General features: G+C 73.8%; 12 protein-coding genes and 1 pseudogene. 3 read left to right on the top strand and 10 right to left on the bottom strand.

Going from position 1 to position 21,775, the window contains the following annotated elements:
* Nucleotides 1–2 precede the first annotated feature (2 nt).
* The 7 genes and pseudogenes from ACFYPR_RS18480 to ACFYPR_RS18450 all read right to left on the bottom strand — a co-directional run.
* Entirely contained in the window at nt 3–506 is a 504-nt protein-coding gene (locus ACFYPR_RS18480; protein WP_387261051.1) for a (2Fe-2S)-binding protein, read from the bottom strand.
* Nucleotides 503–1,333 (bottom strand): FAD binding domain-containing protein, encoded by an 831-nt coding sequence (locus ACFYPR_RS18475; RefSeq protein ID WP_387261048.1) that lies wholly within the window; start codon nt 1,331–1,333, stop codon nt 503–505. Before ACFYPR_RS18475 ends, ACFYPR_RS18480 begins: the two co-directional genes overlap by 4 nt.
* Nucleotides 1,330–2,106 (bottom strand): alpha/beta fold hydrolase, encoded by a 777-nt coding sequence (locus ACFYPR_RS18470; RefSeq protein ID WP_363941027.1) that lies wholly within the window; start codon nt 2,104–2,106, stop codon nt 1,330–1,332. The genes ACFYPR_RS18475 and ACFYPR_RS18470 overlap by 4 nt, the downstream gene beginning before the upstream one ends.
* On the bottom strand, nt 2,103–3,284 hold the full coding sequence (locus ACFYPR_RS18465; RefSeq protein ID WP_387261045.1) for a Gfo/Idh/MocA family oxidoreductase: 1,182 nt from the start codon (nt 3,282–3,284) through the stop codon (nt 2,103–2,105). The genes ACFYPR_RS18470 and ACFYPR_RS18465 overlap by 4 nt, the downstream gene beginning before the upstream one ends.
* A complete protein-coding gene (locus tag ACFYPR_RS18460) occupies nt 3,281–4,390 on the bottom strand; it encodes an NAD(P)H-binding protein (protein WP_387261042.1) in 1,110 nt (369 codons plus the stop codon). Before ACFYPR_RS18460 ends, ACFYPR_RS18465 begins: the two co-directional genes overlap by 4 nt.
* A gap of 1 nt (nt 4,391) precedes the next feature.
* Nucleotides 4,392–9,419: an amino acid adenylation domain-containing protein gene (locus ACFYPR_RS18455; RefSeq protein WP_387261039.1), complete on the bottom strand. Its 5,028-nt coding sequence runs from the start codon at nt 9,417–9,419 to the stop codon at nt 4,392–4,394.
* Between the two features lie 42 nt (nt 9,420–9,461).
* Nucleotides 9,462–9,629, bottom strand: a pseudogene (locus ACFYPR_RS18450) (transposase); the annotation flags it as partial.
* A gap of 125 nt (nt 9,630–9,754) precedes the next feature.
* Between ACFYPR_RS18450 and ACFYPR_RS18445 the strand changes: the two are divergent.
* A complete protein-coding gene (locus ACFYPR_RS18445; protein ID WP_354860748.1) occupies nt 9,755–10,909 on the top strand; it encodes a transposase in 1,155 nt (384 codons plus the stop codon).
* Between the two features lie 35 nt (nt 10,910–10,944).
* On the opposite strand, the gene ACFYPR_RS18440 is transcribed toward ACFYPR_RS18445, so the two are convergent.
* Nucleotides 10,945–17,367, bottom strand: coding sequence for an amino acid adenylation domain-containing protein (locus ACFYPR_RS18440; protein WP_387261035.1), 6,423 nt, complete (start codon nt 17,365–17,367; stop codon nt 10,945–10,947).
* Nucleotides 17,368–17,383: 16 nt separating this feature from the next.
* Nucleotides 17,384–18,352, bottom strand: coding sequence for a ferritin-like domain-containing protein (locus ACFYPR_RS18435; RefSeq protein ID WP_354860751.1), 969 nt, complete (start codon nt 18,350–18,352; stop codon nt 17,384–17,386).
* A gap of 78 nt (nt 18,353–18,430) precedes the next feature.
* On the opposite strand from ACFYPR_RS18435, the gene ACFYPR_RS18430 reads away from it, so the two are divergent.
* Complete coding sequence (locus ACFYPR_RS18430) at nt 18,431–19,711, top strand: condensation domain-containing protein (protein WP_387261032.1); 1,281 nt, start codon at nt 18,431–18,433, stop codon at nt 19,709–19,711.
* Here ACFYPR_RS18430 and ACFYPR_RS18425 read toward each other — a convergent pair.
* Nucleotides 19,708–21,237, bottom strand: coding sequence for a GMC family oxidoreductase (locus ACFYPR_RS18425; RefSeq protein WP_387261029.1), 1,530 nt, complete (start codon nt 21,235–21,237; stop codon nt 19,708–19,710). The genes ACFYPR_RS18430 and ACFYPR_RS18425 overlap by 4 nt on opposite strands.
* A gap of 79 nt (nt 21,238–21,316) precedes the next feature.
* Here ACFYPR_RS18425 and ACFYPR_RS18420 point away from each other — a divergent pair, with 79 nt between their 5' ends.
* Nucleotides 21,317–21,712: a VOC family protein gene (locus ACFYPR_RS18420; protein ID WP_354860756.1), complete on the top strand. Its 396-nt coding sequence runs from the start codon at nt 21,317–21,319 to the stop codon at nt 21,710–21,712.
* Nucleotides 21,713–21,775 lie beyond the last annotated feature (63 nt).

Below are 21,775 nucleotides of genomic sequence, written 5' to 3'. Positions count from 1 at the left end.
GGTCATCCGGCCTGTCGGGCCTCGTCGAGGGCGAGCACGGCGCGGACGATGTTGTGGTAGCCGGTGCAGCGGCACAGGTTGCCCTTGAGGGCGTGCCGCACGTCGTGCTCGGTGAGCGGTCCCGGGTTCTCCTTCAGCAGGCTCACCACCGCGAGGACCATTCCCGGGGTGCAGAAGCCGCACTGCAGGGCGTGGTGCTCCCGGAACGCCTCCTGCACCGGGTGCAGCCGGTCGCCGTCGGCGAGCCCCTCGGCGGTGCGGATGTCGGCGCCGTCGGCCTGCGCCGCCAGCAGGGTGCACGACTTGACCGACCGACCGTCGAACAGCACGGTGCAGGCACCGCAGGAGGAGGTGTCGCAGCCCACCGTCGCGGCGGTCAGCCCCAACTCCTCGCGCAGCAGGTGGACCAGCAGGGTGCGCGCCGGCACCCGGCGGCTCTCCGGGCGGCCGTTGACGGTGGCGGTGACGGCGACGGTCGTCGTACCGGGCCGGGCGTCGATGCTCATCGTGGTTCCTCCACAGTGGCGCCGGAATCGGTCAGGGCACGGGCCACCAGCACCCGGCTGAGGTGCCGCCGGTACGCGACCGAGGCCCGCCCGTCGTCGGGCGGGTCGCACCCCTCGTCGGCCCGCGCCGCCGCGACCGTGACACCGGCGCCCTGCGCGAGGGCCGACTCGACCCCGTACGCCCGCCGGATGGTCGGGCCCATCCCGGCCAGCGCCACCCGGGAGTCGGCGACGGCGACGGCCACCAGGGACCACTCCAACGCCGGCCGGGCGAACGTCCGGTAGCGCCACCGCGCCGGGCCGGGCAGCGGCACCCGGACCTCGGTGACGAGTTCGTCGGGCCGGCAGACCGTCACACCCGGCGCGACGGCCAGCTCGGCGACGGGCACCTGTCGTACGCCGGTAGCGCTGCGCAGCACCACCACGGCGTCCAGCGCGACCAGGGCCAGCGGCACGTCCGCGGCCGGGTCGGCCTGCGCGAGCGCCCCACCCACGGTGCCCAGGTGTCGCACCTGCGGATCACCGACCGCCGCGGCCGCGGCCGCCAGCAGCGGAACGTGCCGGTCGACGAGCGGGTCGTCGAGCAGCCGGTGGTAGCGGGTCAGCGCGCCGACGGCCAGGTGGTCATCGCGGTGCGCCACGTACGACAGTTCGGTGACCCGGCCGAGGTCCAGCAGGGTGTCGACGCGGTCACGGCGCAGCTTGAGCGCCGGCAGCAGCGACTGCCCGCCGGCCAGCGGCCGCAGCTGGTCGCCGTACGCCTGGCGCAGCTCCAGCGCCTCGGTGAGGTCCCGGGCCCGGTGGTAGTGCACGCTCGCCGGGATCACGGGCCGGCCGCCGACCAGGTGGGCACCGGGCTGCGGTGCGTGGCCCGCAGGATGGTGTCGATGAGCTGGTTGCGGCGTGCCAGCAGGTAGAAGTGCCCGCCGGGGAAGGTGTGCAGGGTGAACCCGCCCCGGGTGCGCGTCGCCCAGTCGCCGGCCTCGTCGGCGGTGACCTCGGGGTCGTCCGCGCCGACGCAGGCCAGCACCGGCGCTCGCAGCGGCACGGGTGGCTGCGGACGGTACGTCTCGGCGATCCGGTAGTCGGCGCGCAGCACCGGCAGCGCGATGGCGCGTACGCCCTCGTGGTCGAGAGCCTCGCGGCCGGTGCCGCCGAGGCGGCCGGTCTCCGCCCACAGCGTGTCGTCGTCGGCCAGGTGCACGCTTGTGGCGCGCAGCCGGCCCGGCCCGGGGCGACCCGAGACGACCAGCGCCCGCAGCACGCTGCCGGGCCCGTCCAACCGGCGTGCCGTCTCGTACGCCACCGACGCGCCGAGGCTGTGCCCGAACAGGACGACAGGCGCGTCGGCCGGCAGCGCCCGCACCGCCTGCGCGACACCCTCGGCCAGGCTCGGCAGGTCGGCCGCGAACGGCTCCGCCGACCGGTCCATCCGGCCCGGATACTGCACGCCGTGCACCTCGACGTCGTCGGGCACCTGCGCCGACCACGACCGGTAGAACGCGGCGTTGCCGCCGGCGTGCGGGAAGCAGACGAGACGCAGCCCGGGCCAGCGCAGCGGCCGGAAGCAGCGCAGCCACGTCCGCGCGACGGGGGTCACGGACGCGCTCCGATCGGCTGCGGTTCCGCGCCGACCGGCGAGTCGACCGCCCCGGCCGCGGCGTCGGCCAGCTCGGCCACGTCGGACGCCACGAACATCCGCGGCGGTACGGAGTGCACCAGCTCGGGTGGCCCCAGCCGGGCCGTGACGTCCTGCCACAGCTGGCACAGGCTCAGGTGGTACTGGCCGTGGCGGGCCAGCTTCCTCCCGCCCAGCGCCGCGGCGTGCAGGTTGCCCAACGCGTACCCGACACCGGCCGGCCAGACCTCCTCGAAAACCCTGCGATAGCTGGGCGCGACCGCGTCGGCCAGCGGCTGCGCGCTCGGCACGTCCAGGTGGTCCGGCTCGTCGCCGTCGCCGTCGGCGAAGTGCGGTCGGCCCACACCCCGGTCCTGCACCTGCTGCGGGAAGTCCGGCCGAGGGCTCCACACCGTGGGCCCGTGCGTGCCGACCAAGGTCAGGTTGCCGGCCTCGGTGCCGATGGTCACCCGGTGCAGCAGGTGCGCGTAGTTGTCCGGGTCCGCCGGGTCCATCTGGTTCTGCACCCGCAGGGTCAGCGGCACACCGGCGAGCACCCCGTCGAGGCTGCGGAACGGCACGTCCACCCGGGACAGCCGGCGTACCTGCTCGGGCAGGTCGACCGCCGGGCCGAGGCCCCACGGTCGGACGCCGCCGAGGGCCTGACCGAGGATGTCCAGCAGCGCGTACGCGACCTGGAAGCCGCAGGCCGCGTCGACGTAGCGGGCCGGTTGCCGGGCCAGCAGCGCCCGGGCGGCGGCGAGGAACCGGCGCACCGGCGCGGTGTGCACGTAGAACGAGTTCAGGTGGTAGACGACCCCGGCCCGGCCGGCGGTGCGCAGGCACTCGACCAGCTCGTCGTGGTGCAACGGATGCTCCTGCAGCACGTGCAGGCCGCGCCGCATCAGCGCCCGGGCCACCTCGCCGCCCGGCCCGCCCAGCAGGCCACCACGGATGACCACGCAGGCCAGCGTCACGTCCTCGGGGACCTGGGCGACGTCGGTCCACAGCGGCACCTCGTAGTGCCGGGCACAGGCCACCGACCGCGCACTGCCCCCGGCGAGGATCCCGGCCAGCTCGAACGGGAAGTCCGGCTGCCGGAACGCCTGCAGGTACACCTGGCCGAACTTGGTGCCGGCGACCAGCACTCTCGGTTTCACGCCACCCCCTCCTCGATCAGGTCGTACGACCCCGGCGGGCCGTCCTCGACGCGCAGTGACGTGACCGCCGGACTCGTGCGCAGCACGTCCACCGCCCAGGCCGGGTCCACCGCCTCGGCCAGGTGGTGCACGCCCGGTGGCACGTCGCCGGCGGCGACCGCCAGGGCGCTGAGGGCGACCGCCGCGCCGGTGAGCGCGTTCGCGCCGGTTCCCCGGCAGGCCAGCACGCGGGCGCCCGCCGGGCCGGTCAGCTCGACGACCAGCAGCTGGTAGCGCGGCCGCCCGAAGGTGTCCAGCTCGGCCGCCCGGCACAGCTCGGCGGCCGCGTCGGCGAGCTGCGCCGCCGTCGCGCCGTCGCGCGCTCGGCGGGCGCCCGCGGCGAGCGCCGCCGGCAGCCGGCTGCCGGCGAACGCCGACCACCAGTCGACGTCGGTCAGGCCGAGCCGGCGGGCGACCCGCTCGGTCTCGGTGCTGAGGTACGGCTGCAACAGCACCGGCTCGTCGAAGAACGGCACCGGCACATCCGTCCGGGCGGCGAGGGCGCGGCTGCGTCGCGCGCCGTCGCGCCACGCGGCCGACGGCTCGCCGTACTCGGCGGTGCCGGCGGCGAGGAAGTCCAGGGCGGCGCCGGGCGTGAAGCCGTCGCGGCCCCCGACGTACCCGGTCATCCGCCGCGCCCCCGGGATCTGCGCGGCGAGGTAGGCGGGGAGCAACCCGGACAGGCCGGGCATCAGACCGGCGGAGAGCACCGCGACCCGGTCGGCAGCCCCGGGCAGGGCGGACACCGCCGCGTGCAGCGGGTCGTCGCCGGCCGCGTCGACGTAGCCGGCGCCGCAGCGGGCCGCCGCGCGGGCCACCGTGTCGCCGATCGAGGCCGCCGGCCCGGCGCAGTTGACGACTGTGTGGCAGCCGGCGCAGAACGCGTCCAGGCTCGCCGGGTCGGTGACGTCCACCGCCCGCAGCTGGACCCGCGGGTTGTCGCAGTCGAGTCGGCCCGGCTCGCGGGCGCCGGCGCGTACGACGTCCACGCCCCAGGCCAGCAGGTGAGCCAGGGCGTGCCGGCCCACCCCGCCGGTGGCGCCCACCAGGGCGACCGTCGCGGCCACGTCAGCCGTCCCCGGCGATCGGACCGGCCCACTCGCCCGGATCGTCCGGCACCCGTCGCACGGTCAGCTCGCCCAGGCACACGTCGCGCCACCAGTTGACGCTCGTCGGGTCCGGCTCGGCCGCGCACAGCACCGTGACGTCACCCGCGTACGGGGAACTGCCGTAGCCGTCGCCGTCGACCGGGTCGGCGATCACCAGGGTGGCGACGTCCACCCCGGACTCGGTGAGCTGCCGGGCCAGCTCCAACGCCAGGACCCCGGCCGCACCCCGCCCCACCAGCACCAGCTCCCCGGCCGACACCTGCCCGGCCAGCGCGGTCGTGTAGTCGGCGGCGAGGCGTTGCACCAGCGGCGCCGGGTCGAGACCCGCGTAGCGGTGCAGGCCACCGTCGACGATCCCGCACACGGCCCCGGTGGCGGCCAGCCGCTCGGCCAGCCCGGCGTACCCGTCGAGGCCGCCGCTGCCGTCGTGCACCAGCACGTAGCGGGGTGGGCCCTCGCCGGCCAGCGTCACCACCTCGCCGGTGTCGCTGACGGCCGGCTCCTCGTCGGGCCGGCCGCCGCCGACGGCGGCCAGGTGATCGGCCAGGTCGGCGACGGTCGGGTGCTCCAGGATTCGGCGCAGCAACTCGTCGAAGAACACGTCGGCGGCGGCCGGCACCCGCTCGGCGAGCTGACCGGCGAGTTTCGCGGCGAGCAGCGAGTCACCGCCGAGGGCGAAGAAGTCCGCGTCCCGCCCGACCCGTTCCACCCGCAGCACGTCGGCCCAGACGGCCGCGATCTGCTCCTCCAACTCGGTGAGCGGGGCCGCGGCGGTCGCCTCGGGACCGGCCGTCGTGGCCGCCACCAGCCGGCGTACGGCCGTGCGGTCGAGCTTGCCGTTGGCCGTGCGGGGCAGCTCGTCGACCACCTGCAGCACGCTCGGGATCATGTAGTCGGGCAGCCGGTCGGTCAGGTGTGCCCGCAGCTCGTCGGGCACCACCCGCCGCCGGTCGGCCTTCACCCGCGCGGCGATGATGCGCATGCCGAGCCCGGCCATCGGGTCGGCGGCCGGCGGCAGGTCGAGTACGGGCGACGCCCCGGCGGCGGCGAGCAAACCACGCCACTCGTCGCCGGTGAGGAACGTGCGGTCGGTGCCGTGGCGCAGGTCGGCGAAGTCGCCCAGGTCGTCGTCGAGCCGCACCAGCAGCTCCAGCGACGTCATGATCTGGTAGTGCTCCCGGGTCATCTCCAGCAGCACCAGGTGCCCGCCGGGGGCGAGCAGTCCGCGCAGCCGGGCCAGGGTGGCCGGTACGTCCCGGGTGGCGTGCAGGACGTCGCCGGCGATCACGATGTCGGCGCTGTTCGGCGCCATCCCCTGCCCGGCCAGGTCGGCGTCGAGGTCGAGCTGCGCGAAACGCAGCCCCGGCCGGTCGGCGAAGCGTTGCCGGCCGGCGCCGAGGAAGAACGCCGACAGGTCGGTGTAGAGGTAGTCGACGTCGAGACCGTCCAGTGCGTCGAGCACCGCAGCGGTCGTACCGCCGGACCCGGCGCCGACCTCGACGATTCGCACGGGCCCGTCCAGCCGCTCGGCCAGTGACCGGACGGTCGCCGCCGCGACCGCGTTGGCCCACCTGTTGAACAGGGCGTCGGCGTAGAGGTTGTCCGACACCTCCAGCTCACCACCGGGGAAGAGCAGCGCGAGGGGGTCCTCGTCGCCGCGCAGCAGCGCCGGCAGCGCCGCGGCGCTGGCCTGGAAGTAGCGGACCAGCTCGGGGGACTCCCCGACCGCCGCCGCCCGCTCGGCCACCGCGTCCCAGGCCCGCGCGGCCGGCGGTGGCCCGCTGGCCAGCCGGTAACCGTCGTCGTCGTGCCGCAGCACCCCGCTGTCGGTGAGCGCCCGCAGCCAGCGGCGCAGCAGCCGGCGGTGCCGGGGTGCGACGCGGGTGGCCGCGTACACCTCGGTCAGGCGGTGCGGGCGGTCGTCGAGCGCGAGACCCGCGGCGCGCAGCGTGTCCAGCATGGCGGCGAGGCCGAGCTGGTCCAGCTCGTGCAGGTACGCCTCGTACGCGCCCAGGTCGGTCCCGGCGACGAGCGCCGACCCGGCCGCGGTGGGTCCGGCCGGGTCGACCGGCTGCCCGGGGCCGGGCTCGACGGCGGCAGGCTGCACGACGGCGGCGAGCCGCCGCTCCAGTGGACGGTCGCCGTCGACCACCGCGATCGCCCCGCCCACGCCCGGGTGCGCCAGCAACGCCGACTCGACCTCGGCCAGCTCGATCCGGTGGCCGCGGATCTTGACCTGGAAGTCCTCCCGGCCGAGGAACTCGATCGTGCCGTCGGGCAGATAGCGGCCCAGGTCACCGGTGCGGTACAACCGCTCGCCGCTGGACGGGTCGGTGACGAACCGCTCGGCGGTGCGCGCCTCGTCGCCGAGGTAGCCCAGCGCCAGCCCGGCCCCGCCGATGTACAGCTCCCCGGCGACCCAGTCCGGGCGAGGCCGCAGCGCCGCGTCCCGGACGTGCCAGGTCTGGTTGGTCAGCGGCACCCCGTACGGGATGCTGCGCCAGGATGGGTCGACCCGGCCGATCGGGTGGATGATCGACCAGATGGCGGCCTCGGTCGCGCCGCCGAGGCTGACCACCGCCAGACCGGGGACGAGGTCGCGGATCTGGTCCGGCAGGGTGACCGGGATCCAGTCGCCGCTGAGCAGGGCCAGCCGCAAGGACGGGATCCGGACCATCGGCGCGGCCGCGAGATAGTCGGCGAGCATCTGCACCTGCGCCGGCACCGAGTTCCAGATGGTGACCTCGTTCTCGGCGACCAGCTCCGCCCAGTGGGTCGGGTCGCCCCGGCGCTGCGGCGCGGGCAGCACCAGCGCCGCGCCGACCGCCGGCGGGCCGAACAGGTCGTAGACGGACAGGTCGAAGCCCAGACTGGCCAGGCCGAGGACGCGGTCGTCCGGTGACACGTCGAACCGGGTGTTGATGTCCGCCACGGTGTTCAGGGCCGCCCGGTGGGTGATCACCACGCCCTTCGGGGTGCCGGTCGACCCGGAGGTGTGGATGACGTACGCGCGGTCGTCCGGGCCGACCGCGCGGGCCGGCACTGCCGTCGGCGCCGGCCCGTCGAGGTCGTCCACCGCGATCGGCGTCACCCGCGCCGGCCAGTGGCCCTCCACCCGGTCGGCCTCGGTGAGGACGTGCCGGATACCCGCGCCGTCGAGGATCAGGTCGCGGCGCACGGGCGGCTGGTTCGTGTCGACCGGCACGTACGCCCCACCGGCCAGCAGGACGCCGAACACCGCGACCACCTGCCGCCAGCCCTTGTCGGCGACCACCGCGACCAGGTCACCGGGCCGGCAGCCGGCCTCGGCCAGCCGTGCGGCCACCGCCGTGGCACGGCCGGTGAGCTGCCGGTAGGTGAGGGTGCCGTCGGCGGCCACCACGGCCACCCGGTCCGGGGTTCGCAGCGCCTGGGCGAGCACCCCCTCGTGCAGCAGCCCGTCGGGCAGCGGCGCGGCGGTGTCGTTGACCTCGGCGCGGCGACGGGCGCTCGCCTCGGGCAGCGCCACCGGGGCCAGCTCCTCCCACGCCTCGTCGGTGGCTGCCAGCCGGCGCAGCAACGCGGTGTACGCGGCGAACATCTCGTCGACCACACCGTCGGGGAAGACGCCCTCGCGGACGTCCCAGTTGGTGGCCAGCCCACCCGAGCGTTCGATGTTCTGGCAGTCGATCCAGACCTGCGGGGTCTGGCTGATGCCGTACCCCAGCTCGCCGAAGCCCTCCACGCCGGTGTCGCCGCCCAGCCCGATGGCGCTGGTGAAGACGATGGGCATCAGCGCGGCGTCGGCGCCCCGACGGCGGGCCAGCTCGCGGACGACGTCGACGCCGGAGAACCGGCGGTGGTCCAGGTCGGACCAGAGCTGCGCCTGGATGCGCTTGGCCCGCTCCTGCACCGGCGCGTCCGGGCTCTGCTCCACGGCGAGCAGGCTGACCGAGGTGAAGTCGCCGACGATCCGGTCCACCTGCGGGTGCGTCGGCGTCCGGTTGAGCAGGGTGACGTCGACGGTGAAGCGCGGGTGCACGCTCCACGCGGCGATCACCTCGACGTACGCGGCGAGCACCGCGCCCGACGGGCTGACGCCGTGCTGCCCGGCGCGCTGGCGCAACCCGGCCCACTCGATCGGGTCGAGCCGCAGGTCGAGGCGACGGAAGCGGGGCGGCGCGGCCGTGGCGTCACCGCGCAGCGGCAGCTCCGGCGCCGCAGGCAGGTCGTCGAGCCGGGCCAGCCACCAGTCCCGGTCGGCGTCGTGGCGGGGGCCGCCGCGCAGCGGTTCGGTGGCCAGCAGGTGATCGCGGAACGTCAGCGTCAGCTCGTCGGTGGGCGGCTCACCGGCGTAGCGGCGGCCCAGCTCGTCGAGCAGGATGTTGATGCTGACGAAGTCGCAGATCAGGAAATCGATCGAGAAGTGCAGGACGCTGCGGTGCGGGCCGCGGGTCACCCGCAACGCGAACAGCGGCCACTGCTGCGGGTCGTAGCGGCGGTGGTCCAGCTCCGCCCGGGTGGCGGCCACCGCGTCGGCGAAGCCGGCCGCGTCGGCGTCGCGCACCTCGATGCGGTACGCCGGCACGTCGGGTCGTACCTGCTGGGAGCCGTCGCGGTTGACGACGGCCCGCAGCATGTCGTGCCGGGCGACTACCTCGTGCCAGGCGCGTTCCAGCCGGTCCACGTCCAGCTCGGGAAACGTCAGTTCGCCGTAGCCGTGGCAGCCGACCCCGCCGTAGGCGAACGAGTCGCCCCGCCCGAGCAGGTACGCGCTCTGCACGTCGGTGAGCGGGAACGGCTCGTACCGCTGCTCGGGGTGCGGCACGGCGGTGGGCGCGGCGGCGTCGCGCAGCACGGCCAGCACCTGCTCCCGGTGCTCGCGTAACGCGGCGCGGCGCTGGTCGGTGAGAACGCCGGTGGGGGCCCGGAAGCGGAGCTGGCCGTCTTCCTCCCAGAGCTGCACACCGAACTGCGCCAGCTCGGCGATGAGGTCCTGCCCGTTCATATGGCCGACCCCGAGTAGCTCCCGGCGTGGGCGGTGGTGAGGTTAGGGATCACTTTCGGCGTTATGTTGGTTTCCCTCATAGCGCTTGACCACCTCCGAGGTCGCGGCACCGTTTGTGGCGATGAAGTAGCCCTTGATCCAGAAATCTGGAAGCCTGACTTTGAAATGCGAAGATTCCTGCCGCAGAAGTCGCGATGACTTGACCTCGACATGCTTGACGAGTCAATCGATGCCGTACTGCGCGTCGTGGACAACCCGCAGGTGGATGGCATTGTCGCTGGATCTGACCTCATCCACACCGGCACCAGGCGACGTCGTGTTCTAGAGTGAATTCCGTGCTGGAGGTAGTGCGTTACACTTACCGGCTGCGTCCCGGCGCGACCGCGACGGCCGCGCTCCTCGCCGAATGGGGTCGCTGCCGATTCCTGTGGAACGAGGCAGTGCACCAGCAGAAGATCGGCGCGAAGCCCACCTTCGGCGGCCTGTCCAAGATGCTCACTGAGGCCCGCGCGCGAAACGCGTGGCTGCGCGACGGCTCGCAGGTCGCCCAGCAACAGACCCTTCGTACCTACGCGGCCTCGTTGCGCCAGTCGTTCAGTGTCAAAGGGCGTGGGCTGCCGACGGTGAAGACCCGCAAACGGTCGTTGCCCAGCATGGAATACACCCTGCGCGGCTTCACCATCGCCGACGGGCGGTTGCGCCTTGCCCGTGGTGTCACCGTGCCAGTCGTTTGGTCGCGGGATCTGCCGTCTCCGCCGACCAGCGTGCGCGTCTACCAAGACAGCCTGGGGCACTGGTACGCGTCGTTCGTCGTCCGCCGCGAGGCCGCCGCCGCGCCCGAGGCGTCCGGGGTAATCGGGGTTGACTGGGGCGTGAAGACCACCGCCACAACCACCGACGCGCGATTCGACCTGCCGCACCTCGGGCATCGCAGGCGGTGCGCCGCCGAACTGGCCAAAGCGCAGCGGAAGATGTCCCGTCGCCGTCGATCCGGTGGGCACGGACAGTCCAACGGCTACCGCAGGGCCAAGCGCGCGGCGGCGAAGCTGCACAAGAAGGCCGCCCGGCAGAACAGCCACGACTCCCGGCAGTGGGCGAAACGGGTCGTCGACCACCATCAGGTGATCGCCGTGGAGGATTTCAAACCGACGTTCCTGGCCAGGTCCACGATGGCACGTAAGGCCGCTGACGCCGCGATCGGCGCGGCAAAGCGGGAACTGATCCAGCAGGGCACGCGGGCGGGCCGGAAGGTGGTGCTCGTTCCGCCCGCCTACACGACCATGACGTGCTCCTCGTGCGCGGCGAGAGCCAAGCAGCGCATCGGGTTGAACGTCAGAGTCTTCGAGTGCGCGGCCTGCGGTTTCACCGCTTGCCGCGACGCGAACGCCGCGAGGACGATCCTCGCCACGGTAGAGCGCGACCGTGCCGGTGCTGACGACGTCAGACATGCGATCACCTCCTTTCGAGGTACGGGGTCGAATGCGGTCTGAGCCGGGAATCCCCTGGATTCATCCTTGGGGAAGCGTTAAATCGCGCCTTCCTCGTACGTGCCGGCGGCGTGCTGCACGGCGGTGGCCAGGTCCGCGATGGTTGGTCGGTCGAGCAGCCCGCGCATCGGCAGGTCGACGCCGTAGCGTTCCCGCAGCTCCGCCAGCAGGCGGGTGGCGAGCAGGCTGTCCCCGCCGAGGCTGAAGAAGTTGCGGGTGCGGCCGGGAACGGGGCAGTTCAGCAGCTCCGCCCAGAGCGCGCCGAGGTCGCTCTCCAGGCCGGCGTGGGGTGGCTCGTCGGCCGGTCCGCTGTCTCCACTGGCGAGCAGGGTGACCACCGCCGCTCGGTCGATCTTGCCGTTGCCGCTCAGCGGCAGCGCGTCGAGCACGGCGACGTGCTCGGGCACCATGTACGCGGGCAGCCGGTCGACGACGAACGCCCCGGTGGCGTCCGGGTCGAGGGTGACGCCCGGCTCGGGCACGACGGCTGCGGCGAGCCGGCGGGTGTTGGTGCCCACGGCCACCACGACTGCCTCGCGCACGCCGGGGCAGTCGGTCAGCGCGGCCTCGACCTCACCCAACTCGATGCGATGACCCCGGATCTTGACCTGGAAATCCGCCCGCCCCAGGAACTCCAGGGTCCCGTCCGGCCAGTACCGGCCCAGGTCACCCGTGCGATACCAACGCATCCCGTCATGGCTCACGAACCGCTGCGCGGTGCGCTCCGGATCGCCCCGGTAGCCGGCCGCCACCCCGGCCCCACCGATCCACAACTCCCCCACCACCCAGTCGGGGCAGTCGCGCCCCCGCCCGTCCACGACCCGGTAGCGCTGGTTGGGCAGTGGGAAGCCGTACGGGATGGACCGCCAGTGCGCCGGCACCTCGCCGACCTCGAAGGCGTTGGACCAGATGCCCGCCTCGGTGGCGCCGCCGAGGGCGGTCAGCCGGGCGTCCGGTCGGCGGGCGACCAGCCGGTCGCGCAGGTCCAGGCCGACCCAGTCGCCGGAGACCAGGGCGTGCCGCAACGCGTCGAGCGGTTCGTCGCCGGCCGCGGTGAGCAGCATGTCGAGCAGGGCGGGCACGGTGTTCCAGATGGTGACGTCGTGCTCGCGGACGAGCCGCAGCCAGGCGCGGGCGTCGCGTCGCTGCCCCTCCTCGACGAGCACCACCGCGCCGCCGACGCCGAGCAGGGCGAAGATGTCGTACACCGAGAGGTCGAAGTCCAGCGCTGACACGGCGAGGACCCGGTCGTCCGGGCCGAGGCGCAGCCGTTCGTTGACCGCCGCGATGGTGTTCCCGGCCGCCGCGTGGGACACCTCGACGCCCTTGGGCTCGCCGGTCGAGCCGGAGGTGAAGATGACGTACGCCAGCGACGCCGGCTCCACCGGGACGCAGCCGTCGAGGGCGGGGCCGCCGTCGCCGGCCGGGTCGAGCCCGTCCGCGCCGACGACCGTCTTCACGTCGGCGCGGGTGAGGATCCGCTCCCGCCGGACCACCGGCTGGTCGACGCCGACCGGCACGTACACGCCACCGGCGGCGAGCACAGCCAGCACCGCGACGATCTGGTCGACGCCCTTGGGCAGGCACACGCCCACCGCGTCACCGGGCGCGACCCCGGCCCGCGCCAACGCCCCGGCCAGCGTCAACGCCCGCGCGGCCAGGTCCCCGTAGGACACCGCCACCCCGTCACCGCGCAACGCCACCCGAGCCGACTCCCGGGCCGCGGTGTCGAAGAACCCGTCATGCAGCAGACCGGGCATGATCGGCGCGGCCGTCGCGTTCACCCGCTCACGCACCGCCCGCTGCCCGGCGGGGAGCCCAACCGGCACGGGCCGCGCCCAGTTCCCGGCCGCGAGGGCGGTCAGCAGCTCGACGTACGCGGCGAACATCGTCTCCACCACGTCGGGCGGGAACAGCTCCGCCACCACGTCCCAGTTGATGCTCAGGCCACCGTCGCGTTCCATGACCTGGTTGTCCAGCCACACCTGCGGGGTCTGCGAGGCGCCCCAGATCTGCTCGCCGAACGGCAGGGACATGCTCACCAGTTCGTCGCTGATGCCCAGCGCGCTGGTGAAGACGACAGGCATGGCGGCGGGGGCGCCGGTGCGCCGCGCGATCTCCCGCAGCACCCAGATGGCGGAGACGGCGTTGTGCTCCAGGCCGTCCCACATGCGCTCCTGCAGGCGGCGTACCACGGTCAGGAAGTCGTCGGCCGCGCCGGGGCGGTGCGGGACGAGCAGCAGCGAGGTGAAGTCGCCGAGCACGTGGTCGATGTCGGGGTGCACCTCGCGGCGGTCGAAGAGGGTCAGGTTGAGGGTGAGGTCCGGCCGCGCGCTGAAGGCCGACAGCACCTCGGCGTACGCGGTGGCGAGCACGGCGGCCGGGCTCACCCCGTGGGCGCGGGCGGCGCCGACCAGGGCGGTCCAATCGGCGGGGCCGAGCCGCGCCGCGTGGCGGACGAAGCGGGGGGCGCGCACCCGGTCCGGGTCGACGGCGAGCGGCAGCCGCGGCGCGGGGGGCAGCTCCGCGGCCTGCGCCGACCAGTAGCGCTTGTCGGCCTCGACTGTCGCCTCGTCGGGCCGGGCGGTGAGGACGTAGTCGCGAAACGACACGCCGATCGGGCGCAGCGGCGCGTCGAGGTCGACGTAGAGGGCGGACAGCTCGGCGAAGACGGTCACGATGCTGAGCGCGTCGAGCACGATGTAGTCGAAGCTGAACGCCAGCCGGACGCGGCGCTCGCCGTACCGGACGGCCTCGATGGCCACCAGCGGCCAGCGGGTCGGGTCGGCGACCCGGTGTGACAGCCGCTCGCGCAGGTCGGCGAGCGCGGCCTCGCCCTCGCCGACTTCGATGCTCACCTCGGGCACCTCGGGCTGGACGCGTTGGCGTCCGTCGGGGTCGAAGACGGCCCGCAGCATCTCGTGCCGGCGAACGAGGCGGTTCCAGGCCGCGGTGAGCCGGTCGAGGTCGACGTCCTCGCCGTCGAACTCCCAGTACCAGTGGGAGCCGACCTCACCGAGGGCGAAGTCGCCGCTGCGACCCATCCAGTACGCCCGCTGCACGTCGGTTGGCGGGAACGGCTCGTGGCGGTGCGCCGGGTCGGCCACGAAGGTCCCGGTCAGCGTGGCGCCCGTGTCGAGGCGTACCCCGGCGGCGAACCCGGCGAGGGTCGGCTCGGCGAAGAGGCGGCGCAGTTGTCCGCCGGCCAGCCCGGCCGAGCGCATCCGCCCGAGCAGGCGGGTGGCGAGCAGGCTGTCCCCGCCGAGGGTGAAGAAGCTGTCGGCGCGGCCGACGGTCGGTACGCCGAGCAGGTCGGCCCAGAGGGTGGCCAGCGCCGTCTCGACCGGTCCGACGGGTGGCTCGACCGCTGTGGACCTGCCGGCGCCCTCGGCGAGCCGTCGTGCCAACGCCGGGCGGTCGATCTTGCCGTTGCCGCTCAGGGGCAGCGCGTCGAGCACGGCGACGTGCTCGGGCACCATGTACGCGGGCAGCCGGTCCACGACGAACGCCCGTACGGCCTCCGGGTCCACGTCGGACGCCTCGGGTACGACGGCTGCGGCGAGCCGGCGGGTGCTGGTGCCCACGGCCACCACGACTGCCTCCCGGACGCCGGGGCAGTCGGTCAGCGCGGCCTCGACCTCACCCAACTCGATGCGATGACCCCGGATCTTGACCTGGAAGTCCGCCCGGCCCAGGAATTCCAGGGTCCCGTCCGGCCAGTACCGGCCCAGGTCACCCGTGCGATACCAGCGCACCCCGTCATACGTCACGAACCGCTGCGCGGTGCGCTCCGGATCTCCCCGGTAGCCGGCCGCCACCCCCGCGCCACCGATCCACAACTCCCCCACCACCCAGTCCGGGCAGTCGCGCCCCCGCCCGTCCACCACGCGACAGCGCTGGTTGGGCAGCGGAACCCCGTACGGGATGGACCGCCAGTGCGCCGGCACCGCACCGACCTCGAAGACTGTCGAGTGGATGGCGGTCTCGGTGGTGCCGCCCAGGGCGACGAGCCGGGCGTCCGGGCGCAGCGCCACCAGGCGGTCGCGCAGATCCAGGCCGACCCAGTCACCGCCGAGCAGGGCGAGCCGGAGGTGGTCCAGCCCGCCGTCGGCCTCGGCGGCGGTCAGCAGCATGTCCAGCAGCGCGGGGACCGACTGCCAGACGGTGACCCGGTGCGTGTCGACGAGCCGACGCCAGGCGTTCGCGTCGCGTCGCTGCTCCTCGCCGATCAGCACCACCGCGCCGCCGACGCCGAGCAGGGCGAAGATGTCGAACACCGACAGGTCGAAGTCCAGCGCCGACACGGCGAGGACCCGGTCGTCAGCGCTGATGTCGAACCGCTGGCGGATGGCCTCGATGGTGGTGCCGGCGGCGGAGTGCGGCACCTCGACGCCCTTGGGCTCGCCCGTGGAGCCGGAGGTGAAGATGACGTACGCCAGCGACGCCGCGTCCCCGGGAACGCAGCCGTCCAGGGGCGGGCCGCCGTCACCGGCCGGGTCGAGCCCGTCCGCGCCGACGACCGCCCTGACGCCGGCCCGCTGCCAGATCCGGCCGCGCCGGGCGGCGGGTTGGTCGATGCCGACCGGCACGTACACGCCACCGGCGGCGAGCACTCCCAGCACCGCGACGATCTGGTCGACGCCCTTGGGCAGGCACACGCCCACCGCGTCACCCGACGCGACCCCGGCCCGCGCCAGCGCCCCCGCCAGCGTCAACGCTCTTCCCGCCAGCTCCCCGTAGGACGCCGCCACCCCGTCACCGCACAGCGCCACCCGAGCCGGCTCCCGGGCCGCGGTGTCGAAGAACCCGTCGTGCAGCAGGCCGGGCGTGATCGGCGCGGCGGTGTCGTTCGCCAGCCGCCGGACCTCCCGCTGCTCCTGCGGCAGCAGGTCGCCCGGCGACGCGGCCCAGTCCCCGTCGATCAGGCCGGCCAGCAGCCGGACGTACGCGGCGAACATCGCCTCCGACACACCCGGTCCGAACAGCTCCGCCACCACGTCCCAGTTGAGGTACAGGCCCCCCTCACGCTCGGTGACCTGGTTGTCCAGCCACACCTGCGGGGTCTGCGACGACGTCCACACCGGGTCGCCGAAGCACTCCCGCACGTCCGCGCCGAAGAGGTCGCCGAGGCTGAGCGCGCTGGTGAACACCACCGGGGCGAGCACGGCCCGGTCGGAGCGGGCGCGGGCCAGGTCGCGCAGCACGTCCACTCCGGAGTACGCGCTGTGCGCCACGTCCCGGGCGAACTGCTCGCCCAGGCGGCGGGCCCTGTCGACGAACGGCACCTCGTCGGTGGCGTCGACCTCCAGCAGCAGCAGGTTGGTGAAGTCCCCACTGAGCAACGGCACGTCCGCGTGGTACGGCGTCCGGTCGTACAGCGGCAGGTTGAGCAGGAAGCGTTGCCGGCTGCTCCAGGCGGCCAGGGCCTCGGCGAAGGCCGTCAGGAACACCATCGACAGGGTGACGCCGTGCTCGCGCGCGCGGGCGGCGAGCCGGTCCCGGTCGGCGCCGGAGAGCCAGTGGTGGTGGCGGACCACCTGGTGCCCGCTGACCCGCTCCGGGGCCACTGCCACCGGCAGGTCGGGCCCGCCGGGCAGGTCGGGCACCCGCTGGCGCCAGTAGCCGGCCGCGGCCTCGCGGGCGTCGGCCCGACGCCGCTCGTGGGTGGCCAGATACTGGGGATAGCTGTAGCCGATGGGCGGCAGCGGTTCGTCGGGCCGGCGGTAGAGATGGGCGAGGTCGCCGAGGAGCACCCGGAAGCTGTGCGCGTCGGCGACCAGCATCTCGATCTCCACGTGCACCCGGCTCGCCCCGTCGGGCAGCAGGCAGAGCTGGACGTCGAACACCTCGCCCCGGTCCACCCGCAGGGTGCGGTGCGAGAGGGTGGCGCGCAGGTCGGCGAGCCGCCGGTCCCGCTCGTACGCCGGCAGGTCACGCAGGTCGTGCACGGTCAGGCCGGGCCACGCGCCGTCCGGGGTGATCTGCTGCCGGCCGTCGTCGAGGAAGCGGGCGCGCAGCATGTCGTGGCGGCGCACCAGGGCTCGAACGGCCCGGTCCAGCCGGTCCGGGTCCACCTGACGGCCGTCGAACTCGTTGTAGAAGTGCGCCCCCACACCGCCGAGGGCCTGCTCACCGGCCCGCCCGACCCAGTACGCGTGCTGCATGGTCGCCAGGGCGAACGGCTCGTCCGGGTCGACCGTCACCTCGTCGTCGGCGACGGCGGCCGGCTCGTCGACGGGCGACGCCGGGTGGGCCAGCGCGTGCCACTGTCGGACGGTGCGCAGCTCGATGAGTTGGGCGAAGGTGAGACCCGCGCCGGCCCAGCGGGCGGCGAGCCGCATCAGCCCGATCGAGTCGAGGCCGCGCTCCAGCAGATCCTCGTCGGGTGACACCGGCTCGTCGAGCAGCGACGCGACGTCGTCGCACATGCCGTCGAGGGTCAGCGTGGTCGGCACTGGCATGTCTCCTCCCGACTCCTCAGGCGCGGGGAACGCGGATCGAGCGGTCGGCGAACCCGATGAGGTCCAGCCGCTCCAGGCCGTCGCGGACCCGGGGAGTCAGCAGGCCGATGTTGGCCAGCGCGGTGACCACGCGGGCGAAGATGGCCTGCCGATACTTGATCATCAGCTCGTTGTGCGCGGCGAAGTCGACGCCCTCGCCGCGGTCGACCTCGATGCGGTCCCAGACGTCCTCGAGCAGGAACCGGCGGCGCATGAGACTCGCCGAGTCGAGCACCATCTCCTCGCGGTCGGCCAGTTCGGCGCTGGTCATCTCGCGGTAGATGCCCTCCAGCGACAGCACCCCGAACGACACGTGCCGGGCCTCGTCGCGGGCTACGAGGCGGGTGATGTCGCAGATGAGGCGGTCGTGGAAGGTGCTGTTGGCGAGCCGGAACGCGGCCATCGCCAGGGCCTCGACCACGATCTGCATGCCCAGCGCGGTGATATCCCACCGGGAGTCGGAGAGCAGGTCCTCGATCAGCTCGGACAGCGCCGGGTTGATCGGGTACGGATGCGGCACCTTCTCGCGCAGGTAGCGGGAGAACGCCTCGACGTGCCGGGCCTCGTCGGCGGCCTGACTCGCGGCGTAGTACTTGCTGTCGAGGTCGGGCACCACCTCGACCAGGCGCGCGGCGACCACCAGCGCGCCCTGCTCACCGTGCAGGAACTGGCTCACCATCCACGACTGGAGCTCCCAGCGGAACGTGTCCCACATTCCACGGCCGCGCCGCGCCAGCGGGGACGCCTCGAACGACGCCATGGCGAACGCGGAGTCGTCGGGCAGCGGCTCACCGAACGGCACCTCGATCGACCAGTCGACATCCGTGCTGGCGTTCCACTGTGCGCTCTTGGCCCGTTCGTACAGGGAGAGGACCCGGGGCATCTCGGACTCGTAGTGCCACGTCAGCTGCGCACGCACGGGGGTGGTCACCGACAGACCAGACATGCGCCCAAGGTACCGAGAGACAACACAAGATGCCAGACCCTTGATGACAGATACAACGACGAGCGGTACCGTCGTGGCGTGGCCCCCCGACCCGTACCGGCCTCCGTGGGACAGCGGCTGCTCGGCATCATCGAGCACTACCGGGCGGACCACGGGGCGTTGAACTGCCCGCTGCTGTGCCGCCTCAGCGGCGGCGCGGTCGACCTGACCGCGCTGGAACGGGCGCTCACCGCGTTGACCGCGCGGCACGAGGCGCTGCGGACCACAGTCGTGGGACGCGGACCACGGCTGTCCCAGCTCGTGCACGATCCGCGACCCGTCGAGCTGCGGGTGGTCGACCTGCGCGGCGAGCCGGATCCGCACACCGCCGCCGACGACGCCGTCACCACCGAGCTGGCCACCCGGGTGGACGTCACACAGTGGCCGACCCGGGCCACCGCCTGGCGGGTCAGCGACCGCGAGGTGACCGTGTGCTTCACCATGCACCATCTGGTCACCGACGCGTGGTCGTGCGGGCTGCTCTTCGAGGAGCTGCGCACCCTCTACGCCGACGCGCAGGCCGCGCTGCCCCCGGTGCGCTGGCAGTACCCGCAGTTCGTGGCCTGGCAGGAGGATCGGCTGGCCGGTACGGAGCTGGACCGGCAACGCGAGTTCTGGCGCGGTCAGCTGACCGGGCTGCGGTTGCCGCGCCTGCCGTACCGCGAGCCGCCCCCGGACGCCACCCCGGGCGTGCTGGCCCGGGACCTCGACGCCGACGTCGCCGACGGGCTGCGCGCCCTGGCCCGGCGACACCGCACGACGCTGTTCACCGTGGCCCTGGCCGTCTACTACGCCGTCCTGCACCGGGTCACCGGGCAGGGTGACCTCGCCGTCGCCTCGCTGTTCGCCAACCGTGCCCGGCCGGAGAGCCAACGCACCGTCGGGTTCTGCGCCAACATGGTGGTGCTGCGCACCCGGCTGCCGCCGTTCGCCACCTTCGCGGCCCTGCTCCAGGCGACTCACGCGACGACCGCCGCCGCGTTCGCCAACCAGGAGCAGCCCTACCAGGCCGTCGCCACCGGCAGCGCCAACCTGGGCGGCCGGGTCGACGACGTGGTGTTCCAGATGATGGCCGAGCTGTCACACCGCGTACGCGTCGGTGACACCGAGTTCGAGTTGCTCGTCCCCGAGGCGATCGGAAGCCGCTTCGGCACCGAGCTGGCGCTCGCCCCGCGCGGCGACGGCCTGCGGGTGGTGCTGTTCCACACGCCACGGCTGGCCCCGGCCGACGCCGTACGCCTGCTCGACGGCTACGTCGCCGTGGCGCGGGCGGTGGTGGGCAACCCCGCCGTCGCGCTGTCGGCGCTGCTGCGACGCTAGCCCGCGATCAGCTCGGCCCCGCGTTCGCCGATCATGATGCTGGTCAACGCGGCCGGCGCGCGCAGCGGCACCGGAACGATGCTGGCGTCGATGACCCGCAGGTTGGCCACGCCGCGTACCCGGCACCGCCCGTCGACGACCGCGCCCGGGTCGTCCGCCGCGCCCATCCGCGCGCCGCCGACCAGGTTCAACCGGCTGTACGTGGTGGCGCGCAGCAGATGGTTGAGCTGCTCGTCGTCGCCCACCACCGCGTCGTCGACGAGCGCGAACCGGGCGACGGTCTTGGTGAAGGCGGCCTGGTTGGCGATCTCCCACGCGTGCCGGTACGCGTCGCGCATCCGGGCCAGGTCACCCTCGGCGGTGTAGAACCCGAGGTCGACCACGGGTGGGCTCGCCCCGTCGGCGTCGCGCACCGAGATGCGTCCGCGCGAGGCCATCGCCATGTCGCCGATCATCACGGTGTTGACCTGGTCGACGCCGATGATCCGGTCCAGACCCGCGCCGGCGCCCCGCGACGTGCTCATGCCAGTGAACAGGCTCAGGTAGAACGCCTGGTCGGCCGCGTGGCCCGGGATGCCGGCGAGCCGCGCGATGAGCTGCGTACGCGGCCAGTCGCCGCCGATCGTCTCCGGCTCGGGGACCACCAGGATGATCGCGCCGGGCTGATCGATCACGTCCGCGCCCACGCCGGGCAGGTCGACGAACGGCGTGACGCCGGCGGCGCGCAGCTCGTCGGCGGGGCCGATCCCCGAGCGCAGCAGCAGAGCCGGAGTGTACGGCGAGCCGGCGCAGAGGATGACCTCCCCGGCGTCGATCCGCTCCCCCGCGACCTGCACACCCACCGCCCGCCCGTCGTCGAGCAGCACCCGCTCGACCTCGGCGTCGCCGCGAACGACCAGATTGGACCGCGACCGGGCCGGGTCGAGGTGGGTGAGGGCGGTGGACATCCGCAGCCGGTCGCGCCGGTTCTGCGGGTACATCCCGATGCCCACGGCGTCGGGGGCGTTCATGTCCTCCTGGTAGTCGTGGCCCAGGCCGAGCGTGGCCTGCAGGAAGCCGTCCATCGCCGGCGTCAGCTCACCGCGCGGCCACCGGGTGATCGGTACGGGCCCGTCGGCGCCGTGGTGGTCACGGTCGCCGAACTGCTGGTCGGCCTCCAACCGGCGAAACGCCGGGAGCACCGCCGGCCAGTCCCACTCCGGCAGGCCGCGGGCGCCCCAGGAGACGAAGTCGGCGGCCGGGGCCCGCATCGCGCCCCGGTCGTTGATCTGCGTCGAGCCGCCGACCACCCGGCCGCGCCGCAGCGGCGCCTCCCGCCCGGCGACGACCGTCGCCCGCAGGGGCCAGTCGAAGCCGTCCTCGGCCTCCACCGAGCCGGTCCGCAACGCCTCGGGCACCGCGGCCCCGACGAGGTCGGGGCCGGCCTCCAGCAGCAACACCGAGCGGCCCGGGTCCTCGCTCAGGCGGGCCGCGAGCACCGCGCCGGCCGCGCCCGCGCCGACGACCACGAAATCGTAGCGAAGCATGGGCTCAGCGTAGCCGAACACACGACATGCCAGGACGCATCACATGTGCTATCCGCGATTCTTCATTAGACTCTCGGGTATGAGCAGAGGCCCGGAAGTCATCCCCACCCTGCGCTACCGAGACGCGCCGGCCGCCATCCGGTGGCTGGTCGACGTCGTCGGTTTCCGCGCGGAGCTGGTCGTCCCCGGCCCGGACGACTCCATCAGTCACGCGCAACTGACCTGGGGCAACGGCATGGTCATGCTCGGTTCGCAGACGGACGGCAGTGACGGCCGGCTCGTTCTGGACACCGGGCCCGCCGCGACCTACGTGGTGCTCGACGACGTGGCGGCGCACTATGAACGGGTCGTCGCCGCCGGCGCCGAGGTCGTGCAGAAGCTCCGCGACGAGGACTACGGCGGCCAGGGCTATTCGGTCCGCGACGCCGAGGGCAACCTGTGGAGCTTCGGCTCCTACCGACCCGGCTCGTCCTGACCACCGACGGCTGATCCCCGACGCGCGGGCGGCGTGGGCCGGACCCGCGCGCCTGCGGCCGGG

The organism is Micromonospora sp. NPDC005254, from assembly GCF_042872525.1.
In the GTDB taxonomy this organism is placed as follows: domain Bacteria; phylum Actinomycetota; class Actinomycetes; order Mycobacteriales; family Micromonosporaceae; genus Micromonospora.
This window is presented reverse-complemented; position numbering and strand designations above follow the sequence as displayed.

Bases quoted from the DNA above. Each gene is read 5' to 3' on its own strand.
- ACFYPR_RS18480 (WP_387261051.1), bottom strand. From the start codon at position 506: ATGAGCATCGACGCCCGGCCCGGTACGACGACCGTCGCCGTCACCGCC.
- ACFYPR_RS18440 (WP_387261035.1), bottom strand. From the start codon at position 17,367: ATGCCAGTGCCGACCACGCTGACCCTCGACGGCATGTGCGACGACGTC.
- ACFYPR_RS18455 (WP_387261039.1), bottom strand. From the start codon at position 9,419: ATGAACGGGCAGGACCTCATCGCCGAGCTGGCGCAGTTCGGTGTGCAG.
- ACFYPR_RS18420 (WP_354860756.1), top strand. From the start codon at position 21,317: ATGAGCAGAGGCCCGGAAGTCATCCCCACCCTGCGCTACCGAGACGCG.
- ACFYPR_RS18425 (WP_387261029.1), bottom strand. From the start codon at position 21,237: ATGCTTCGCTACGATTTCGTGGTCGTCGGCGCGGGCGCGGCCGGCGCG.
- ACFYPR_RS18435 (WP_354860751.1), bottom strand. From the start codon at position 18,352: ATGTCTGGTCTGTCGGTGACCACCCCCGTGCGTGCGCAGCTGACGTGG.